A 15,713-nucleotide genomic window follows, 5' to 3' on the forward strand; every position below is an offset into this window, starting at 1 on the left:
ATCTGTGTCGGGCAAGCTGAGCGCGGAGGACTGATGGATTCGATCACCCTGAGCGCACGCCACCTCCACGCGTTCACCGAAGTGGGATTCCAGGTGGCGGGCGGGTCGGGGGCACACGGCGCGATGACGGCCCTGCGGAAGATCATTCCGGTGGAGGCGTACGAGTTCGTCGCGTTCGACCCCGCGACCGGGCGCCACCGCAGCCTGGTCTCCTCCGGGTACGCGCGGGTGGACGAGGACGCCGCCGAGGAGTACGCCCGGCTCGACCCCTACCGCCGCGCCATGAGCGCGCGCGTCCCGCTGACGATGGGCTCCCCGGGCACCGAGCTGTACTACCGCAGGCATCTGGAGCCGTACGGCTGGCGGTCCGGGCTGACCTCGCCGTTGTTCGTGGACGAGGGCCGCTACACCGGCATGCTGCACGTCAGCAGCCGCGACACCCTGCCGCCCGAGACCGCGACGGTGATCAGCGCCGTCTCGGGCACGCTCGCCCACGTCACCGACCTGACCCGGTGCGTGATCGACCCGATGGGCCTGCCCCCGGGCTTCCACGCGGTCGCGTTCGAGCGCGGCGGGCGGCGGCGCGCGGTCGCCGGATGGCCGGCGTCGGAGGCGGTCGGGCGTGAGCCGGCGATGGCCGAGCTGGCCAGGGACTTCATCGACTCGCGCGAACTGTCGCGGCGCGGGCTGTGGCTGGACTCCTGCGGCCAGTGGCGCGAGGTGCGGGTCCACCGCGCGGGCGTCGGCTTCCACGGCGCGATCCAGGGCGCCGTGATCGCCGAGCGGCCGTGCGTCCTGCCCTACGACCTGACCGCGCGGGAGGTGGAGGTGCTGACCAGGGTGGCGCTCGGCGACTCCAACCCGCAGATCGCCGCCGCGCTGGTGCTCAGCGTGCGCACGGTGACCACGCACCTGGAGCACATCTTCGCCAAGCTCGGCTGCGACAGCCGCACCCGCCTGACGACCAAGGTGCTGGCCGAGGGCCTGTGCCGCCTCGACCTGCCCTGACACCGCCCGCGCACCCCCGTGCGGGCGGCGCCGGTGTCAGCGGGCGATCCGCAGCGAGCCGTTGGAGGCGGCGGAGGGGTTCAGCAGGTCGACGTGCATCTCGAACCAGACGTTGTTGGTCCCCGCCTCCCTGATGAACCCCCAGCGGTGGGCGAGCGCCTCCAGCAGGAGCAGGCCACGGCCGCCGGTGTCGAGCGGCGAGGAGGGCCGCCACCCGAACGGCGGGTCCAGCGAGCCGGCGTCCTGCACGGCGATGCGCACCCATTCGGCGGAGTAGGACACGCTGAGGGTGAACGTGCCGCCGTGCCCGGAGTCGGAGTGCACGACCGCGTTGGTGGCGATCTCGCTGGTCAGCAGCACGCAGTCGTCGTGGAGCGGATGACTCTTGCCGAGTGCGGAGGACACCAGCCGCCGGGCTCGGGCGACGGCGTCAGGATCGCCGGCGAGGTGCAGAACCCGGTCACTGTCTGTTTGCGCCCTGCCGAATCCTGATGAAGTCATGCGACCCCCCCGTAGTGATCTGCCCGCACCCAGTTAAGGACGCCGGGACCTGCCTGCGCGATGTCGCGGAAAGGTAGGAATGCCGTCTCCATCGGGAGCGCTCCCACTCACTGAGACGCGCCCGCGAAGGCGCGTGGCGGTCCGGTCAACTCGCTCGCGCGTCCTCGGCGGCGGGCAGGTGCAGCGGGGCCTCCTGGTCGGAGTTGTCCTCGTCGACGATGTCGGCGGCGGAGCGCACGATGAGCGGGTCGGGGGTGCCGACGACCTCGTGGTCCTTGTTGGTGTACTCGAACCGGCCGAGGACGTGGCGCATGGCCTCGATGCGCCCGCGCTTCTTGTCGTTGCTCTTGATGACGGTCCAGGGGGCGTCCTCGGTGTCGGTGTTGAGGAACATGTCCTCCTTGGCCCTGGTGTAGTCGTCCCATTTGTCGAGCGACTGCAGGTCCATCGGGGACAGTTTCCACTGCCGGACCGGGTCGACCTGGCGGATGACGAACCGGGTGCGCTGCTCGCGGCGGGACACCGAGAACCACAGCTTGACCAGATGGATGCCCTCGCGCACGAGCATGCGCTCGAGCAGCGGCGCCTGCAGCATGAACTCCTGGTACTCCTCAGGGGTGCAGAACCCCATGACCCGCTCCACACCGGCACGGTTGTACCACGACCGGTCGAACAGCACGATCTCCCCCGCGGCGGGCAGGTGGGCGATGTACCGCTGGAAGTACCACTGCGTGCGCTCGCGCTCGCTGGGCTTCTCCAGGGCCACCACGGTCGCGCCGCGCGGGTTGAGGTGCTCCATGAACCGCTTGATCGTGCCGCCCTTGCCGGCGGCGTCGCGGCCCTCGAAGAGGATCACCAGGCGTCCCCCGGTGTCCTTGATCCAATATTGCAGCTTGAGCAGCTCGATCTGCAGCAGCCGCTTGGTCTGGTCGTACTCCGAGCGCGACATCCGCTGGGTGTAGGGATAGTGCTCCCGCCAGGTGTCGACCGTACGCCCGTCGGCGTACAGCAAGATCGGATCGTCGTCGTCGCTGGCGTCCACCCACAGGCCGGGAGTGCGGTCGAGAAGCTCGCTCGACTCGGTGGCCTGCGGATAGAGGGTGTCCGAGGGTGCCGACTCCATAACGTCAGCATTACATATAAACGGAATGGTTCTGGCGTACCCTCCGGTTCAGATCTCGATCGAGGTACATCGCCCCCGAAGGGGTCCACGGGTCATGGCGTGGTGCGACGATGGGATCACTGTCCACGTGAGCTGACACTGCCGTTTTCGACGTTCGGCAAGGGAGCGGCCGGGTGCCTCTGAAGCTGGCGATCGTCCCTCATCACGACCCCGTCTGCACGGTGGTCGTGCTGGACGGCGAGTTGGACGCGACCACGCGGGCCAAGGCCTGCGAGGCGCTGGACGCCCTGCTCGCGCAGGGGCGCGACCGGGTCATCCTGGACGTGTCCGGGCTGCGGTTCTGCGACTCCGGCGGCCTCTGGCTGCTGCTCGACGTCCACCGCCGGGTGAGCCGGTCGGGAGGGTGGGTGCGGCTGGCCGGGGTCGAGGGGTTCCTGCGCCGCCTGCTCAGGCTGACGCACCTTGACGCCGCGTTCGTCCTGGACGCCGACGTGGCCGCCTCCATGTCGGCCGCCGCCGCCCTCCCGCCTCCCGCGCCGGGAGGCCCGCCCACCTGAGGCACGGGCGGCGCACGGGCTGAACGGCACAAGGCCGCCGGCCGGAGCCGCAGGTCCGCCACCACGGGCGTTCGGCGCGGGGCCGCGGGCGGGCGATCGAGCGGCCGAGCCTCAGGAGGGCCGGCCGGTGGTCGCGTGGGAGGGGTCGTGCCTTCCGGGGGCGGCGGGGGTGCGCCGGCCCGGGTAGGCGGCGCTCAGGCGGAGCACGGCGCCGGCGCCCGCCGTGCTGGTGAGGATCGCGGCGGCCACGTCCGTCGGATGGTGGACGCCCAGGTACAGCCGGGCCAGCGCCTGCACGACCACCATCACGACCCCGGCGGCGACGACCGCGGGGAAGTAGCGTGTGCGCCGGGCGAGGAAGGCCGCGGCGATCGCCAGCGACATGGTCAGGGCCACGTGGCCGCTCGGGAAGCTGTCGTGCCCGAGCACCGGGACGAGCTGGAAGGCGGCCGGCGGCCTGGGCCGGTCGATGAGCGCCTTGATGGCGGAGTTGATCGTCCACCCGGCGGTGACCAGCAGGAACGTGACCACCGCCGTGCGGGGCCGCCGGGCGAGCAGCAGCGCGGCGGTGAGCAGCGCGATCATGGTCACTCCGGCGGGCGGGGAGAACGCGGCGTGCATGGCGTGGGCGAACGCCGTCAGCGGGCCGGATCGCGTGGTTCGCACCGCGGTTTCCAGGCGCAGGTCGGCGCCGGTCCACTCGGGGGTCCTGGCGGCCAGGCCCAGGACCAGCGCTGTGGCGAGCAGCAGCAGGGAAGGCCCCAGGATGTCGAGCGCTCTTCTGATCACAGGCGGTGTTCCGATCTCGTTCCTCGCGCGTCCGCGCCGGGACGAGCGGCGCGTCCACTCACCGCCACGCTAGGAGAGACCCGGTCAGCGGACCGCCAAACCCCGGTCATCGCCGCCCCCGCCCTCCCCCACGCTCCTTCGCACCCGCACCGCGCACAGCTCGCCGCCCTACCTTTCCGCGCGGCCGGCCCTCACGGTTCACCGCCCGGACCGCTTGACCGGCCCTGCGCGAGGTCTCTGCGGGCGAGGTCCCGGGAGAGGGGCGGTCAGACGACCGGGAGCAGGCGGACGGCCTCCAGGGCCAGGGCGAGTTCGACGATGTCGCGGGGGCGGGAGACCGAGCGGCCGGTGAGCTGCTCGACGCGGCGGATCCGGTTGAAGACCGTGTTGCGGTGGCAGTAGAGCAGCCCAGCGGCGCGCACGGCCGACCCCTCGCAGCGCAGCCAGGCCGACAGCGTGGCCAGCAGCACCTCCCGGTCGGGGGTGTCGAGCGCGAGCAGCGCGCCGAGTACCTCGGAGGTCAGCCGGCCCGACAGCTCGGGCTGGGCGACCACCAGGGCGGCCGGCAGCCGCCGGTCCAGGCGGGCGATCTCCGGCCCGCATCCGGCGCAGGTGCGCATGGCCAGCTCGGCGAGCTTGCGCGCCGAGGCCAGCTCCTCCAGCCCGTCCACGACGGGACTGACCCCCGCCGGGCCGCACACCGCGGGGATCATGCCCTCCACCAGGTCTTCCAGCGCGGCGTCGCCGAGCGCCACGACGGCCACCTCGTACTGGGTGCGCATCCGCCAGATCAGCCGCATCACGCCGAGCGTCTCGGGGTGGGCGTCGGCCCCCGCCCCCTGGCCCCCGCCCTGGCGGACCGGGAGCCTGATTGTGACGACCGCATAACGGCCGCGTTCCGGCAGGTCGAGCGCGGCGGCGGCCGAGCGCGCCACGGCGGCGTCGCCGGTGCCCTCCAGCAGGTCGTCGAGCAGCGCGTTCACCCGCTCGTTGCTGCGGCCCAGCAGTTCCTTCTCGCGCCGCCGGTAGGTCTCGGCGGCGGTCAGCGCCTGCCGGTCGATGGCGTGCCAGACGTGGGTGGCCGTGCGGACCAGGGCGCCGAGCAGTTCGGGGTGCTCGCGCTCGACCAGGTCGACGAACCCGCCCCAGGTCACCTGGGCCGCCAGGCGGTACATGCGCATGAGCGAGTCCATGGGCAGCCCCTGTTCGGCGCGGCGGCGGGCCATGGAGCGGGCGAACTCGAGGTCGCGGCGCTTGTCGGGCCGTTGCAGGATGGCCGAGATGCCGATGCGCAGGCCCTCCTCGGTGCTCTGCCGGTGCTCCTCCGGCGAGACGAGCCTGCGGTAGGCCTCGTCGCCCTCGCGCACCCGGCCCACCAGGTCGTCGGCCAGCTCGGGGAGGCGTTCGAGCAGCCGGGCGGCGCCGATGCGCAGGACGTGCCGCACATCGTCGTCCACGTGCTCGTTTCGCTTGGCGGCCATCTTTCGTAGATTGCCATCCGCCCGCCTTACGGAACAAGGTTCGGTTTCGTTTCGTGACGTGCCGTTGTGCGGGCGCACAACGGCCCTCCCGCGGCGGTGGGCACCGGTTGCGACTTCACCTCCGCATCTGGACGACGGTGCGCGGGCGGCGTTCGTATGTGGCACACCGACCCACAGGAGGAGCACATGGTGGCCACGGCGCCCCCCGGCGACGCGGGGCTGGCGGTCAGCGGACTGGCGGTGAACTACGGCGCGGTGCCCGCTCTGCGCGGGGTGTCCTTACGGGTGCCTCCCGGGTCGATCGTCGCGGTGCTGGGCGCGAACGGCGCGGGCAAGAGCACGCTGCTCAGGGCGATCTCCGGGACGCTGCGCTTCCATCGAGGCGCGATCGGCGGCGGGCAGGTCCGCTGGGCGGGGACACAACTGTCCGGCCTCGCCGCGCCCGCCGTGGTGGCGCGCGGCGTGACGCAGGTCCCCGAGGGCCGGCGGGTGTTCGCCCGGATGACCGTGGAGGAGAACCTGCGCGCCGGCGGGCTCGGCGGGGGCCGGCGGTCCGCGGCGGCGCGCGAGGAGGTCCTCGGCCTGTTCCCTGTGCTGGCGGAGCGCGCCCACCAGCGGGCGGGCCTGCTGTCGGGCGGCGAGCAGCAGATGCTCGCCATCGGGCGGGCCCTGATGGCGCGCCCGTCGATGCTGTTGCTGGACGAGCCGACGCTGGGCCTGGCGCCGCTGATGGCGGCCCGCATCGCCGAGACCGTCAAGGAGATCAACTCGCGCGGCACCTCGGTGCTGCTGATCGAGCAGAACGTGGCGCTGGCGTTGTCCCTCGCGTCGTACGCCTACGTGCTGGAGGTGGGCGAGGTGGCGCTGGAGGGCCCGACCGCCGAGCTGGCCGCCGGCGACGAGGTGCGCAGGCGCTATCTGGGCGTGGGCGACCCGGCCGCCGAGCGGCCACTGGACGGGCCCGCGGGGCGGCGCGCGATCGGGAGGTGGCAGGGATGACCAGGTCATGCCAACCGGACGGTATCGCGCGGTGGGCCGCGTGACCGGGTCATACCAACCGGACGGTATGCCCGAGCCGCCCGGCGGCGGCCAGGAGCCGGCGCCGCTGGAGGTGCGCGAGGTGACCGTGCGGTTCGCTGGGCTGACCGCGCTGTCGCAGGTGAGCTTCACCGTGGCGCCGGGCAGCGTGCACGCGGTCATCGGGCCGAACGGCGCGGGCAAGTCCACCTGCTTCAACGTGCTGTCGGGGGTGTACCGCGCCACCTCGGGCAGCGTCCGGTTCGCCGGCGCCGAGCTCACCGCGCTGCCGCCGCACCGCATCGCCGCGCTCGGGGTCGCGCGCACGTTCCAGAACATCGCCCTGTCCCGCCATCAGCCCGTGATCGACAACCTGATGCTCGGGCGGCACCGGCTGACCAGGGCGGGGTTCGTCTCCTCGGGCCTGCGGCTGCCCTCGGCGCGCCGCGAGTGGGCGCGGCACCGGGCGCGAGCCGCCGAGATCGCCGACTTCGTCGGGCTGGGCGGCCACCTGGGCACGCCGGTCGGGCTGCTGCCGTACGGGGTGCGCAAGCGGGTGGAGATCGCCCGCGCCCTGTGCATGGAGCCCCGGCTGCTGCTGCTCGACGAGCCGGTGGCCGGGATGAACGGCGAGGAGCGGACGGAGATGGCCGCGCTGATCGGCGCGGTCCGGCACGACCTCGGCATCTCGATCCTGCTCGTGGAACACGACATGGGCATGGTGATGCGCCTGGCCGACCGGATCACCGTGCTGGACTTCGGCCGCCGCATCGCCGACGGCACCCCCGCGCAGGTGCAGGACGACCCCGAGGTCATCCGGGCCTATCTCGGCACGAGCGCCGACCAGGAGGACATGTGATCACTTTCCTGGAGCTCCTCCTCAACGGGATCTCCATCGGGGCCGTCTACGCGCTCATCGCCCTCGGCTTCGTCGTCATCTTCAAGGCCACCGAGGTGGTCAACTTCGCCCACGCGTCCCTGCTGCTGGCCGGCGGCTACCTGGTGGCCCGGCTCCAGCCGGTCACCGGGTTCTGGGCCGCGCTGGTGATCGGCGTCGCCGCGGCGGCGGTCGTCGGGGCGCTCATCGAGTTCCTCATCATCCGGCGGGCGGACGTCGGCTCCCACAGCCTGCTGGCCATCGTGACCATCGGGGTGGACATCGTGCTCACCACCGAGCTGACCCGCCAGATCGGCACGGAGATCCTCGCGCTCGGCGACCCGTGGGGCGACTCGGTCGTCCACCTCGGCCAGGTGACGATCGCCGAGACGCGGCTGGTCGCGCTGGGCACGGCCGCGGCGCTGATCACGCTGTTCCTGCTGGCGTTCAAGTACACCGGCTGGGGCATCGCGATGCGCGCGACCGCAGAGGACGCCGAGACCGCCGCCCTCATGGGCATCCGCCTCGGCCGGGTGTCGCTGAGCGCGTGGGCGGTGGCCGGGGCGCTGGCGGCGGTGGCCGCGCTGTTCCTGTGCGTGTTCCCGACGCCGGGACTGGACCGCAGCACGTCCCTGGCCGCGATCAAGGCGTTCCCCGCGGCGATCCTCGGCGGGCTGGACTCCACCACCGGGGCGCTGGCCGGCGGGCTGATCGTCGGGGTGACCGAGGCGCTGATGAGCGGCTACCAGAACCAGCTCGCCTTCCTCGGGCGCGGCGTCGGGGACGTCGCGCCGTTCCTGGTCATGGTCGTCATCCTGCTGCTGCGCCCGGCGGGCCTGTTCGGCACGAGGGAGACGGCCCGTGTCTGACGACCGTCCCAGGCCGCGCCGGGCGCTGAACCCGGCACAGGACCCGGCACAGGACCGGGTGCTCAGCCGGGCGCTGAACCGGGCGCTGATGTGGGCCGTCGCGGCGGCGGCCGCGATCGCCGTCCCCTTCTACCTGGAGGGCTTCTGGCTGCAGACCGGCCTGTTCGCGATGTCGGCGGCGGTCGGCGCCATCGGCATCGCCCTGCTGACCGGCTCCACCGGACAGCTGTCGATGGGTCACGCGTTCTTCCTGGCCGTCGGCGCCTACTCCTACGTCTACTTCGCCGACCATCCGGCCGCCGGCGCCGCGCACGCGCCCGCCGGGCTCGGGCTGCCCACCCCGGTCGCGGCGGTGCTGGCGGTGCTGACGGCGGGCGTGGCCGGCGGGCTGTTCAGCCCGATCGCCGGGCGGCTGAAGGGCGCCTACCTGGGCATCGCCACCCTCGCGCTGATCTTCCTCGGCCAGCACCTGCTGTTCAACGCCGAGCCGCTCACCGGCGGCTACAACGGGCGGGCCGTCCCGCCGATGGAGCTGTTCGGGCTGGTCTTCGCCGACTCCCCGTCGCTGGTCGTCCTCAACGTGCCGTTCGGCTCGCTGGAGCGGCTGTGGTTCCTCGGCCTGCTGCTGGTGGCCGGCGCCGCCGCGTTCGCCCGCGGGGTGCTGCGCGGCCGGCCCGGCCGGGCGATGAACACCATCCGCGACCACGAGATCGCCGCCGGGGTGATGGGCGTCCCGGTCGCCCGCTACCGGGCGGCGGTGTTCGTGCTGTCCTCCATGTACGGCGGGCTGGCCGGGGTGATGCTCGCCCTGGTGTTCCAGCGGACCGTCCCCGACTACTTCGGTGTGCTGCTGTCGCTGGACTACCTCGCCATGATCGTCATCGGCGGGCTGGGGTCGATCGGCGGCGCGGTCCTCGGCGCGCTGTTCGTCTCGGTGCTGCCCCAGCTCCTCACCCGCTACAGCGCCGACCTGCCGCTCATCGCCGAGCCCGGCTCCGGCGGCGTCTCGCCCGCAGAGGCCGCCCGCATCCTGTACGGCGCCGCCGTGGTCGCCGTGGTGCTCTTCCTGCCCGGCGGCCTGGCGGGGCTGCTGTCCCGGCTGCGCGCCGCGGCCGTCGCCAGGGCGGCCCTGCTCACCCGCACCCGGCGGACGCGGCTCTCCCCGCCGGCCGCCTCGCACTCCCCCTCACCCTCTCCTTCCCCCGACACCAGGAGCTGACATGGGCAAGTCCGGCATCCGCCACGCAGGCGTCGCACTGGCGGCGCTCGCGCTGGCGGCCAGCGCGTGCGCGAGCGGCAAGGCCACGGGCGGCGAGCCCGCCACCGGCGGAGACGGGGTGAAGACCGGCCCCGGCGTGACCGCCGACAAGATCTCCCTCGCCCTCCTCACCGACCTGACGGGCCCCTACGCCTCCTTCGGCAAGAGCCTCACGCAGGCGCAGCAGCTGTACTTCGAGCAGACCAACACGGCCGGCGGGGTGTGCGGCCGCCAGTTGGAGGGGATCGTCCGCGACCACGGCTACGACGTGCAGAAGGCGGTGGCGGCCTACACCGAGATAGCCCCGAAGAGCGCCGCCGTCCCGCAGTTCATCGGCTCGCCGATGGTCACGGCGCTCAAGCAGCGCATCGAGGGCGACAAGATGCTGACGCTGCCCATGGCATGGGCCACCAGCCTGCTCGGCGGCCAGGCGATCCAGGTCACCGGCACCACCTACGACATCGACATGATCAACGGGGTGGACTTCCTCACCAAGGAGCAGGGCGTCAAGTCCGGCGACAAGATCGGCCACCTGTACTTCGAGGGCGACTATGGCGAGAGCGCGCTCAACGGGTCCAAGTACGCGGCGGGCAAGCTCGGGCTGACCGTCGTCGAGCAGAAGATCAAGGCGACCGACCAGGACATGAGCGCGCAGGTGTCGGCGTTCAAGGACGCGGGCGTCAAGGCGATCATGGTGTCGGTGGGCCCGAGGCAGGCGGCGTCCCTGGTCGGCGTGGCCGTCGCCAAGGGCATGGACATCCCGTTCGTCGGCAGCAACTCGGCCTACAGCCCGCAGCTGCTCGGCACCCCCGCCGCGCCCGCGCTGCTGAAGAACTTCTTCGTCATGACGGCCGCGGCGCCGATGAGCGCGCCGATCCCCGCCGTGCAGAAGCTGGTGGCCGACTACCAGGCCAAGTATCCCGGACAGCCGGTCGACAGCGGCGTGGGCGCCGGCTACGGCGCCGCCATGATCGTGGGAGACGCGCTGAAGAAGGCGTGCGAGGGCAAGGACCTCAGCCGCGAGGGCATCGTCAAGGCGCACCGTTCCCAGCCGTCGTGGGAGGGCGGCTTCGGGCAGCCGATGAACTTCTCGCGCATCGACCAGCCCGCCTCCCGCGCCTCCTACGTCGTCCGGCCGGACAAGACGGCGGTCGGCGGCACGGTGATCCTCAAGGAGGCCGCCGTGTCGGACCTGGCGAAGGACTACCAGGTCCCCGTCGGCTGACCGCGCGGGGACGCGCCGCCTCCTCCGGCGCGTCCCCGCGGCGCGGCCGTCAGCGGAAGACCCCCGTGTGGCCGAGCGAGTGCAGGCCCGGCTGCGGGTACACCGCCAGCCCGTGCGGTCCGGCGTCCACCCGGATCGTGCGGGCCAGCCTGCCCTTCTCGGTGTCGAAGACGTACACGACCCCGTGGTAGCGGCCGGCCAGCCACAGCCGCCGGCCGTCGGCGGACACCCCGCCCATGTCGGGCGAGCCGCCGCCGGGGATGCGCCAGGTGTCGACCGGCCGGCGGCGGGCGAAGGACACCACCGACACCGACCCGGCGCCCCGGTTGGACACGTACAGGTGCCGTGAGTCCCGGCTGACGTAGAGGCCGTGGGCGCCGGCGCCGGTCCTGACGAAGTCCTCGACCTTGAAGCTCGCGGCGTCCACCAGCCACAGGCCGCCCGCGGCCATGTCGGCGACGTAGAACGTCGTCCCGTCCGGCGACAGCTTGACGTCCTGCGGCATGTTCGGGTGGTGGGCCATGCCGCGATGCGGAAGGCGCACGACCTGGCGCACCTCGCGCCGCGCCAGGTCGACCACCACCAGGTGGCCGGAGAACTCGCAGCTCGCCAGCATGGTCGCCCCGTCGGCGGTGAAGTCGGCGTGGTTGACGCCCCGGCAGGGCATCTTCAGCGACTCGCGCAGCTTGAAGGTGTGCGGGTCGCGGAAGTCGAGCCGGTTGAGCCGTTCCGCCATCACCAGCGCCGCGGAGCCGTCGGGGGCGAAGTACAGGTTGTAGGGGTCCTCGACGGGGATCGGCCGGCCCGGCCTGCCGGTCGCCGGGTCGATCGGCGTCAGCGTATCGCCGTCGTTGTTGTTCACCCAGAGCGTCTTCAGATCCCACGAGGGGACCACGTGCTGGGGCCTGCGGCCGACGGCGAAGTGCCGCACGATCTTGTAGGTCTCCGGGTCGATGACCGTGACGGTGCCGCTCTCGCTGTTGGGCACGTACACGAGGGACGGGAAGGAGGCGACGACCGGGCTGAGCATGCCGGGCCGGTCGTTGGCGTAGACGTCCCTGGCCACAACCCTCTTGGCCCCGCCATGCGGGCGGGCCCCGTCCGCCGCGGGCGCCTGGGGCGCGGTCTCGGCGGGGGCGGGCGAGGGCGCAGGGACGGCCGGCGCCGCTCCTTGGCGCGGCGCCTCGCCGGCGCAGGCGGACATGGTCGTCGTCAGCGCGAGCGCGGACGCGGCGAGGAGCAGCCGCCCGGCCGCGCGCGGGGCCTCCCTCATCGAGCCCGTCCCCCGGGCGACGAAACCGGCAACGTGCGCCGCTGCATGGCTCCCCTTCGCGATCGAAGATCCCGGCTCCCGGCCGGCTACGGAAACGCTAGGGGCACGAAGGTCAGCCGACGATCAACGCCGGGTCATCGGGGCGTCGGCGTCCCCCCTGTTCTGCGGGCCACGCCGACGATGGAGGGCGTCCGCCGAGCCGGCTCGGCGGGCGGTCAGCGGGCCGCCGCGTCGCGGAACCGGCGGATCGCCAGCGAGGCGAAGACCACCAGCAGCGCCCCCGACCAGGCGAAGGCGGCCACGACCGGGTGCCGCAGCGGCCAGGCCGTGCCGCCCTGGAGCGGCATGCCCGGGCCGCCGAACAGGGTGCGCGCCGCCGAGGCGGCGGCGCTGATCGGGTTCCACTCGGCGATGGAGCGCACCGGCGCGGGCATGCCCTCGGTCGGCACGAAGGTGTTGGCGACGAAGGTCAACGGCAGCAGCACCGCCATGGTGACGCCGGTCGCGGCCTCCGGCCCGCGGCTGACCAGCCCGACGTAGGTCGCCACCCAGCTCACGGCGTAGGCCAGTACGAGCAGCATGGCGAACCCCGCGAGGACGGAGCCGGCGGAGGTGTGCGCCCGCCAGCCGACGGCGAGCCCGCACAGCGCCATGATGACCAGGCTGAGCGCGCTTTCGAACAGGTCGGAGACCGTACGGCCGAGCAGCACCGCCGACCGCGCCATCGGCAGCGACAGGAACCGGTCGTGGATGCCGCGGGTCATGTCCAGCGAGACGCGCACCGCCGTGCCGCCGGCGGTGAAGAAGATGGACTGCACGAAGACGCCGGGCACCAGGTAGTCGCGGTAGTCGCCTCCGGGGACGTGGATGGCGCCCGCGAAGACGTAGGCGAACAGCAGGACGAGCATGATCGGTTGCAGGGTCACGTCGAGCAACCGTTCGGGCGTCCGCCTGATGTGGCTGAGGTCGCGCCGGGTGATGGTCAGGGAGTCGGCCGCCATCCAGCGCAGGCGGGAACGCCGGCCGCGCGGCGGCGGCGGGGCCAGGGTGCCGGGGATGTCCATCATGCCGCTCCGTGGAGGGTCGGTTCGCCGGTGGCGGGGATGTCGCCCGACCGGCCGGCGGGCCGCCCGGTCAGGCGCAGGAAGACGTCGTCGAGGGTGGGGCGGCGCAGGGAGATGTCCTCGATGCCGACCGACCTGGCGTCCAGCTCGCGCACCGCCTCGACCAGGGCCGCCGGCCCGCCGGTCACCGGGACGGTCACGCGCCGCAGGTGCCGCTCGACGCGCGGCCGCGCCGAGGCGAGGCGGGCCAGCGCGGCGCGGGCCGCCTCGACCTCGTCGTCGCGGCGCACGACGACGTCCACGCGCTCGCCGCCGGCGGCCGCCTTCAGCGCGGCGGGCGACCCGGTGGCGAGGACCCTGCCGGCGTCGATGACGACGATCTGGCCGGCCAGGCGGTCGGCCTCCTCCAGGTACTGCGTGGTGAGCAGCACCGTCGTCCCGGCCTCCGCCAGGCCGGCGACGAGCGTCCACATGTCCGAGCGGCCGCGCGGGTCGAGGCCGGTGGTCGGCTCGTCGAGGAGGAGGACGGGCGGCTCGGCGATGAGGCCGGCCGCCAGGTCCAGGCGGCGGCGCATGCCTCCCGAGTAGGTCCTGGCCGGCCGCTCGGCCGCGTCGGCGAGGGCGAACCGGTGGAGCAGCTCGTCCGCCCGCCGCCGCGCCCGTTTGCGCGGCAGATGGCACAGGCGGCCGATCATCTCCAGGTTGGCCCGGCCGGTGAGCAGTTCGTCGACCGCGGCGTACTGGCCGGCCAGGCCGATGCGGCGGCGCACGAGCTCGGCCTGCCGGACGGTGTCGTGACCCGTCACCCGCGCGGCGCCCCCGTCGGGTCGCAGCAGCGTGGCGAGGATGCGGACCACGGTGGTCTTGCCCGCGCCGTTCGGCCCGAGCAGGCCGCAGACGGCGCCGGCCCTTACGGCCAGGTCCACGCCGTCGAGCGCGACCGTCTTCCTGTATCGCTTGCGCAGGCCCTCCGCCTCGATCGCGGGAGCCTCCCGGTCCGTCATCGCCCGCCTCCGGTCGGTCATCGCCATGCGTACTTAGTACGCTTATAGATTGAACGTACGCCTCAGCGTGCGCTGTACGCAAGCCGGATAATGGACGGCGAGGGCGCTCGGCGGCGTCCCGGCACGTGAGGGGAGAGCGCGATGGGTGAGCGGGAAGGCGGCGGGGCCGCGCCGCGCGCGGGCCTGGTGTGGTCGCGCATCGGGCGGTCGGCTCCGGCCCGCCGCCCGGCGCTGACCAGGGAGCAGATCGTGGCCGCGGCGATCGAGATCGCCGACTCCGAAGGCCTGGGCGCGCTGTCCATGCGCGCCATCGCGGTGCGCCTCGGCGCGGGCACCATGTCGCTCTACCGGCACATCCCCGACAAGGACGACCTTCTCGACCTGATGGTCGACGAGGTGTACGGCATGATCGAGCCGCCCGGGAGGTCGGGAGACTGGCGCGAGGTCCTGGCGCACATCGCCACGCGGACCCGCGCGGTGCTGCGCGTCCACCCGTGGTTCGTCGCCGCCGCCTCCTCCCGCGCGCCGCTGGGCCCGAACGCGCTGCGCCATCTTGAGCACACCCTGGCCGCCCTGGACGGGCACGGGCTGCGCCTGCCCGAGATGGCGCGCATGGTGGGCGCGACGACCAGTTACGTCACCGGCTTCGTGCTGCAGGAGCTGGCGGGCGAGGAGGCCAAGCGGCGCAACGGCATGACGGAGGAGCAGTGGGCGGCCTCCGTCCAGCCGTACATCGAGGAGGTGGTGGCGAGCGGGCGCTATCCCACCTTCAGCCGCCTCATCCAGCAGGAAGACGAAGAGAGCGACCCCGATCTCGACTTCGCCTACGGGCTCGACTGCCTCCTCGACGGCTTCCTTCCCCGCCTCCACGACCGGGCGCCCTCCTCGCGCCCGTCCTGACCCGCCCAGGACTCACCCGGGGCTCACGGCCCGGCGGGACGGGCGGGCGGTCCCTTTCGACCGCCCGCCACACGCCTCCGCGCGGCGCCCGGCTCGGGGATCACGGTGAAAGGGCGGTGGAAACTTTCACCTGGTGACGTCGGCGCGCATGCCCGGAGCAGCGGGTTCTTCGCCTGGACGCGTCGTGCCGACGGGTCGCGTTGACCGTCCGGCCGGACGTGACGTCACCATCGGGCACCACATCCTTTCGGCGGCGCCGCGTCCCGGTGAGCGATCGACGCCCGGCACAGGAGGTCCGACATGCAGGCCATCCCCCTGAAGACCCGCCGACGATGGCGGAAGGCGCTCGTGACACTCGCGCTCATCGTCCCGGGCCTCGCCGCCACCACGCTGACCGGGGCCGGCCCGGCCTCCGCCGACGCCGGCTGCCGGGTCTCCTACACGGTCGACAACACCTGGCGTGGCGGGTTCGTCGGGAGCGTGTCCATCACCAACCTGGGCGACGCCCTGACGAGCTGGCAACTGGCCTGGTCCTTCACCGCGGGGCAGACCATCGCCTACCAGTGGAACGCGATCTACGCCCAGAGCGGCGGCGACGTGACCGCCTCCAACGCCTCCTACAACGGCTCCCTGGCCACAGGCGCGACCGTCGTGATCGGCTTCATCGCCAACACGCCCGGCGCCAACCCCGTGCCCACCTCCTTCGCCCTCAACGGCGTGGCGTGCGCCGCGCCGGCCGCGCCCGCCTCCGACACCGCGCGTTGAAC

16 protein-coding genes are annotated in these 15,713 nt (G+C 73.1%); 9 read left to right on the forward strand and 7 right to left on the reverse strand.

From position 1 onward, the window contains the following. Window positions 1-33 precede the first annotated feature (33 nt). Window positions 34-1,008, forward strand: a complete 975-nt coding sequence (locus ACZ6QO_RS22705) for a helix-turn-helix transcriptional regulator (protein ID WP_465853575.1) — start codon at window positions 34-36, stop codon at window positions 1,006-1,008. A gap of 36 nt (window positions 1,009-1,044) precedes the next feature. Here the strand turns inward: ACZ6QO_RS22705 and ACZ6QO_RS22710 are convergent, their stop codons facing one another. Next, window positions 1,045-1,509 carry an ATP-binding protein gene (locus tag ACZ6QO_RS22710; RefSeq protein ID WP_465853576.1) on the reverse strand — a complete coding sequence of 155 codons (465 nt, stop codon included), beginning with the start codon at window positions 1,507-1,509 and terminating at the stop codon, window positions 1,045-1,047. 145 nt (window positions 1,510-1,654) lie between these two features. Then, entirely contained in the window at window positions 1,655-2,632 is a 978-nt protein-coding gene (gene ppk2, locus ACZ6QO_RS22715; RefSeq protein WP_465853577.1) for a polyphosphate kinase 2, read from the reverse strand. A 173-nt stretch (window positions 2,633-2,805) separates the two neighbouring features. Between ppk2 and ACZ6QO_RS22720 the strand changes: the two genes are divergently transcribed. Further along, window positions 2,806-3,189, forward strand: a complete 384-nt coding sequence (locus ACZ6QO_RS22720) for an STAS domain-containing protein (RefSeq protein ID WP_465853578.1) — start codon at window positions 2,806-2,808, stop codon at window positions 3,187-3,189. Window positions 3,190-3,300: 111 nt separating this feature from the next. Here the strand turns inward: ACZ6QO_RS22720 and ACZ6QO_RS22725 are convergent, their stop codons facing one another. Further along, window positions 3,301-3,978 carry a phosphatase PAP2 family protein gene (locus ACZ6QO_RS22725; RefSeq protein ID WP_465853579.1) on the reverse strand — a complete coding sequence of 226 codons (678 nt, stop codon included), beginning with the start codon at window positions 3,976-3,978 and terminating at the stop codon, window positions 3,301-3,303. A 266-nt stretch (window positions 3,979-4,244) separates the two neighbouring features. Next, window positions 4,245-5,459, reverse strand: a complete 1,215-nt coding sequence (locus ACZ6QO_RS22730) for a PucR family transcriptional regulator (RefSeq protein WP_465853580.1) — start codon at window positions 5,457-5,459, stop codon at window positions 4,245-4,247. Window positions 5,460-5,645: 186 nt separating this feature from the next. On the opposite strand from ACZ6QO_RS22730, the gene ACZ6QO_RS22735 reads away from it, so the two are divergent. From ACZ6QO_RS22735 to ACZ6QO_RS22755, 5 genes are all read left to right on the forward strand, one after another. Continuing rightward, window positions 5,646-6,458, forward strand: coding sequence for an ABC transporter ATP-binding protein (locus ACZ6QO_RS22735; protein WP_465853581.1), 813 nt, complete (start codon window positions 5,646-5,648; stop codon window positions 6,456-6,458). A 67-nt stretch (window positions 6,459-6,525) separates the two neighbouring features. Beyond that, entirely contained in the window at window positions 6,526-7,335 is an 810-nt protein-coding gene (locus tag ACZ6QO_RS22740; protein ID WP_465853582.1) for an ABC transporter ATP-binding protein, read from the forward strand. Beyond that, on the forward strand, window positions 7,332-8,222 hold the full coding sequence (locus ACZ6QO_RS22745) for a branched-chain amino acid ABC transporter permease (RefSeq protein ID WP_465853583.1): 891 nt from the start codon (window positions 7,332-7,334) through the stop codon (window positions 8,220-8,222). Before ACZ6QO_RS22740 ends, ACZ6QO_RS22745 begins: the two co-directional genes overlap by 4 nt. Window positions 8,223-8,310: 88 nt before the next feature. Further along, window positions 8,311-9,441 (forward strand): branched-chain amino acid ABC transporter permease, encoded by a 1,131-nt coding sequence (locus ACZ6QO_RS22750; protein WP_465853664.1) that lies wholly within the window; start codon window positions 8,311-8,313, stop codon window positions 9,439-9,441. Between the two features lies 1 nt (window position 9,442). Next, window positions 9,443-10,705, forward strand: coding sequence for an ABC transporter substrate-binding protein (locus ACZ6QO_RS22755; protein WP_465853584.1), 1,263 nt, complete (start codon window positions 9,443-9,445; stop codon window positions 10,703-10,705). A 49-nt stretch (window positions 10,706-10,754) separates the two neighbouring features. Here ACZ6QO_RS22755 and ACZ6QO_RS22760 read toward each other — a convergent pair whose 3' ends face one another. The 3 genes from ACZ6QO_RS22760 to ACZ6QO_RS22770 all read right to left on the reverse strand — a co-directional run bounded on the left by ACZ6QO_RS22760 (window position 10,755) and on the right by ACZ6QO_RS22770 (window position 14,046). Beyond that, window positions 10,755-11,978 carry a YVTN family beta-propeller repeat protein gene (locus tag ACZ6QO_RS22760; protein ID WP_465853585.1) on the reverse strand — a complete coding sequence of 408 codons (1,224 nt, stop codon included), beginning with the start codon at window positions 11,976-11,978 and terminating at the stop codon, window positions 10,755-10,757. Window positions 11,979-12,193: 215 nt separating this feature from the next. Further along, the gene (locus ACZ6QO_RS22765; protein WP_465853586.1) at window positions 12,194-13,045 is read right to left on the reverse strand and encodes an ABC transporter permease; all 852 of its coding nucleotides are present in this window, start codon (window positions 13,043-13,045) and stop codon (window positions 12,194-12,196) included. Next, window positions 13,042-14,046 (reverse strand): ATP-binding cassette domain-containing protein, encoded by a 1,005-nt coding sequence (locus ACZ6QO_RS22770; RefSeq protein WP_465853587.1) that lies wholly within the window; start codon window positions 14,044-14,046, stop codon window positions 13,042-13,044. Before ACZ6QO_RS22770 ends, ACZ6QO_RS22765 begins: the two co-directional genes overlap by 4 nt. A 141-nt stretch (window positions 14,047-14,187) precedes the next feature. Here ACZ6QO_RS22770 and ACZ6QO_RS22775 point away from each other — a divergent pair, with 141 nt between their 5' ends. Both ACZ6QO_RS22775 and ACZ6QO_RS22780 read left to right on the forward strand, forming a co-directional pair. Beyond that, window positions 14,188-14,946: a TetR/AcrR family transcriptional regulator gene (locus ACZ6QO_RS22775; RefSeq protein ID WP_465853588.1), complete on the forward strand. Its 759-nt coding sequence runs from the start codon at window positions 14,188-14,190 to the stop codon at window positions 14,944-14,946. 300 nt (window positions 14,947-15,246) lie between these two features. Next, complete coding sequence (locus ACZ6QO_RS22780) at window positions 15,247-15,711, forward strand: cellulose binding domain-containing protein (protein ID WP_465853589.1); 465 nt, start codon at window positions 15,247-15,249, stop codon at window positions 15,709-15,711. Window positions 15,712-15,713: the final 2 nt, after the last annotated feature.

This window comes from Sphaerisporangium sp. NPDC049457, from assembly GCF_055586705.1.

What these genes read in the sequence shown, in the direction of transcription:
- ACZ6QO_RS22705 (WP_465853575.1), top strand. Translation starts at nt 34, where the DNA reads ATGGATTCGATCACCCTGAGCGCACGCCACCTCCACGCGTTCACCGAA.
- ACZ6QO_RS22710 (WP_465853576.1), bottom strand. Translation starts at nt 1,509, where the DNA reads ATGACTTCATCAGGATTCGGCAGGGCGCAAACAGACAGTGACCGGGTT.
- ppk2 (WP_465853577.1), bottom strand. Translation starts at nt 2,632, where the DNA reads ATGGAGTCGGCACCCTCGGACACCCTCTATCCGCAGGCCACCGAGTCG.
- ACZ6QO_RS22730 (WP_465853580.1), bottom strand. Translation starts at nt 5,459, where the DNA reads ATGGCCGCCAAGCGAAACGAGCACGTGGACGACGATGTGCGGCACGTC.
- ACZ6QO_RS22735 (WP_465853581.1), top strand. Translation starts at nt 5,646, where the DNA reads ATGGTGGCCACGGCGCCCCCCGGCGACGCGGGGCTGGCGGTCAGCGGA.
- ACZ6QO_RS22740 (WP_465853582.1), top strand. Translation starts at nt 6,526, where the DNA reads ATGCCCGAGCCGCCCGGCGGCGGCCAGGAGCCGGCGCCGCTGGAGGTG.
- ACZ6QO_RS22750 (WP_465853664.1), top strand. Translation starts at nt 8,311, where the DNA reads ATGTGGGCCGTCGCGGCGGCGGCCGCGATCGCCGTCCCCTTCTACCTG.
- ACZ6QO_RS22755 (WP_465853584.1), top strand. Translation starts at nt 9,443, where the DNA reads ATGGGCAAGTCCGGCATCCGCCACGCAGGCGTCGCACTGGCGGCGCTC.
- ACZ6QO_RS22760 (WP_465853585.1), bottom strand. Translation starts at nt 11,978, where the DNA reads ATGAGGGAGGCCCCGCGCGCGGCCGGGCGGCTGCTCCTCGCCGCGTCC.
- ACZ6QO_RS22765 (WP_465853586.1), bottom strand. Translation starts at nt 13,045, where the DNA reads ATGATGGACATCCCCGGCACCCTGGCCCCGCCGCCGCCGCGCGGCCGG.
- ACZ6QO_RS22770 (WP_465853587.1), bottom strand. Translation starts at nt 14,046, where the DNA reads ATGACGGACCGGGAGGCTCCCGCGATCGAGGCGGAGGGCCTGCGCAAG.
- ACZ6QO_RS22775 (WP_465853588.1), top strand. Translation starts at nt 14,188, where the DNA reads ATGGGTGAGCGGGAAGGCGGCGGGGCCGCGCCGCGCGCGGGCCTGGTG.
- ACZ6QO_RS22780 (WP_465853589.1), top strand. Translation starts at nt 15,247, where the DNA reads ATGCAGGCCATCCCCCTGAAGACCCGCCGACGATGGCGGAAGGCGCTC.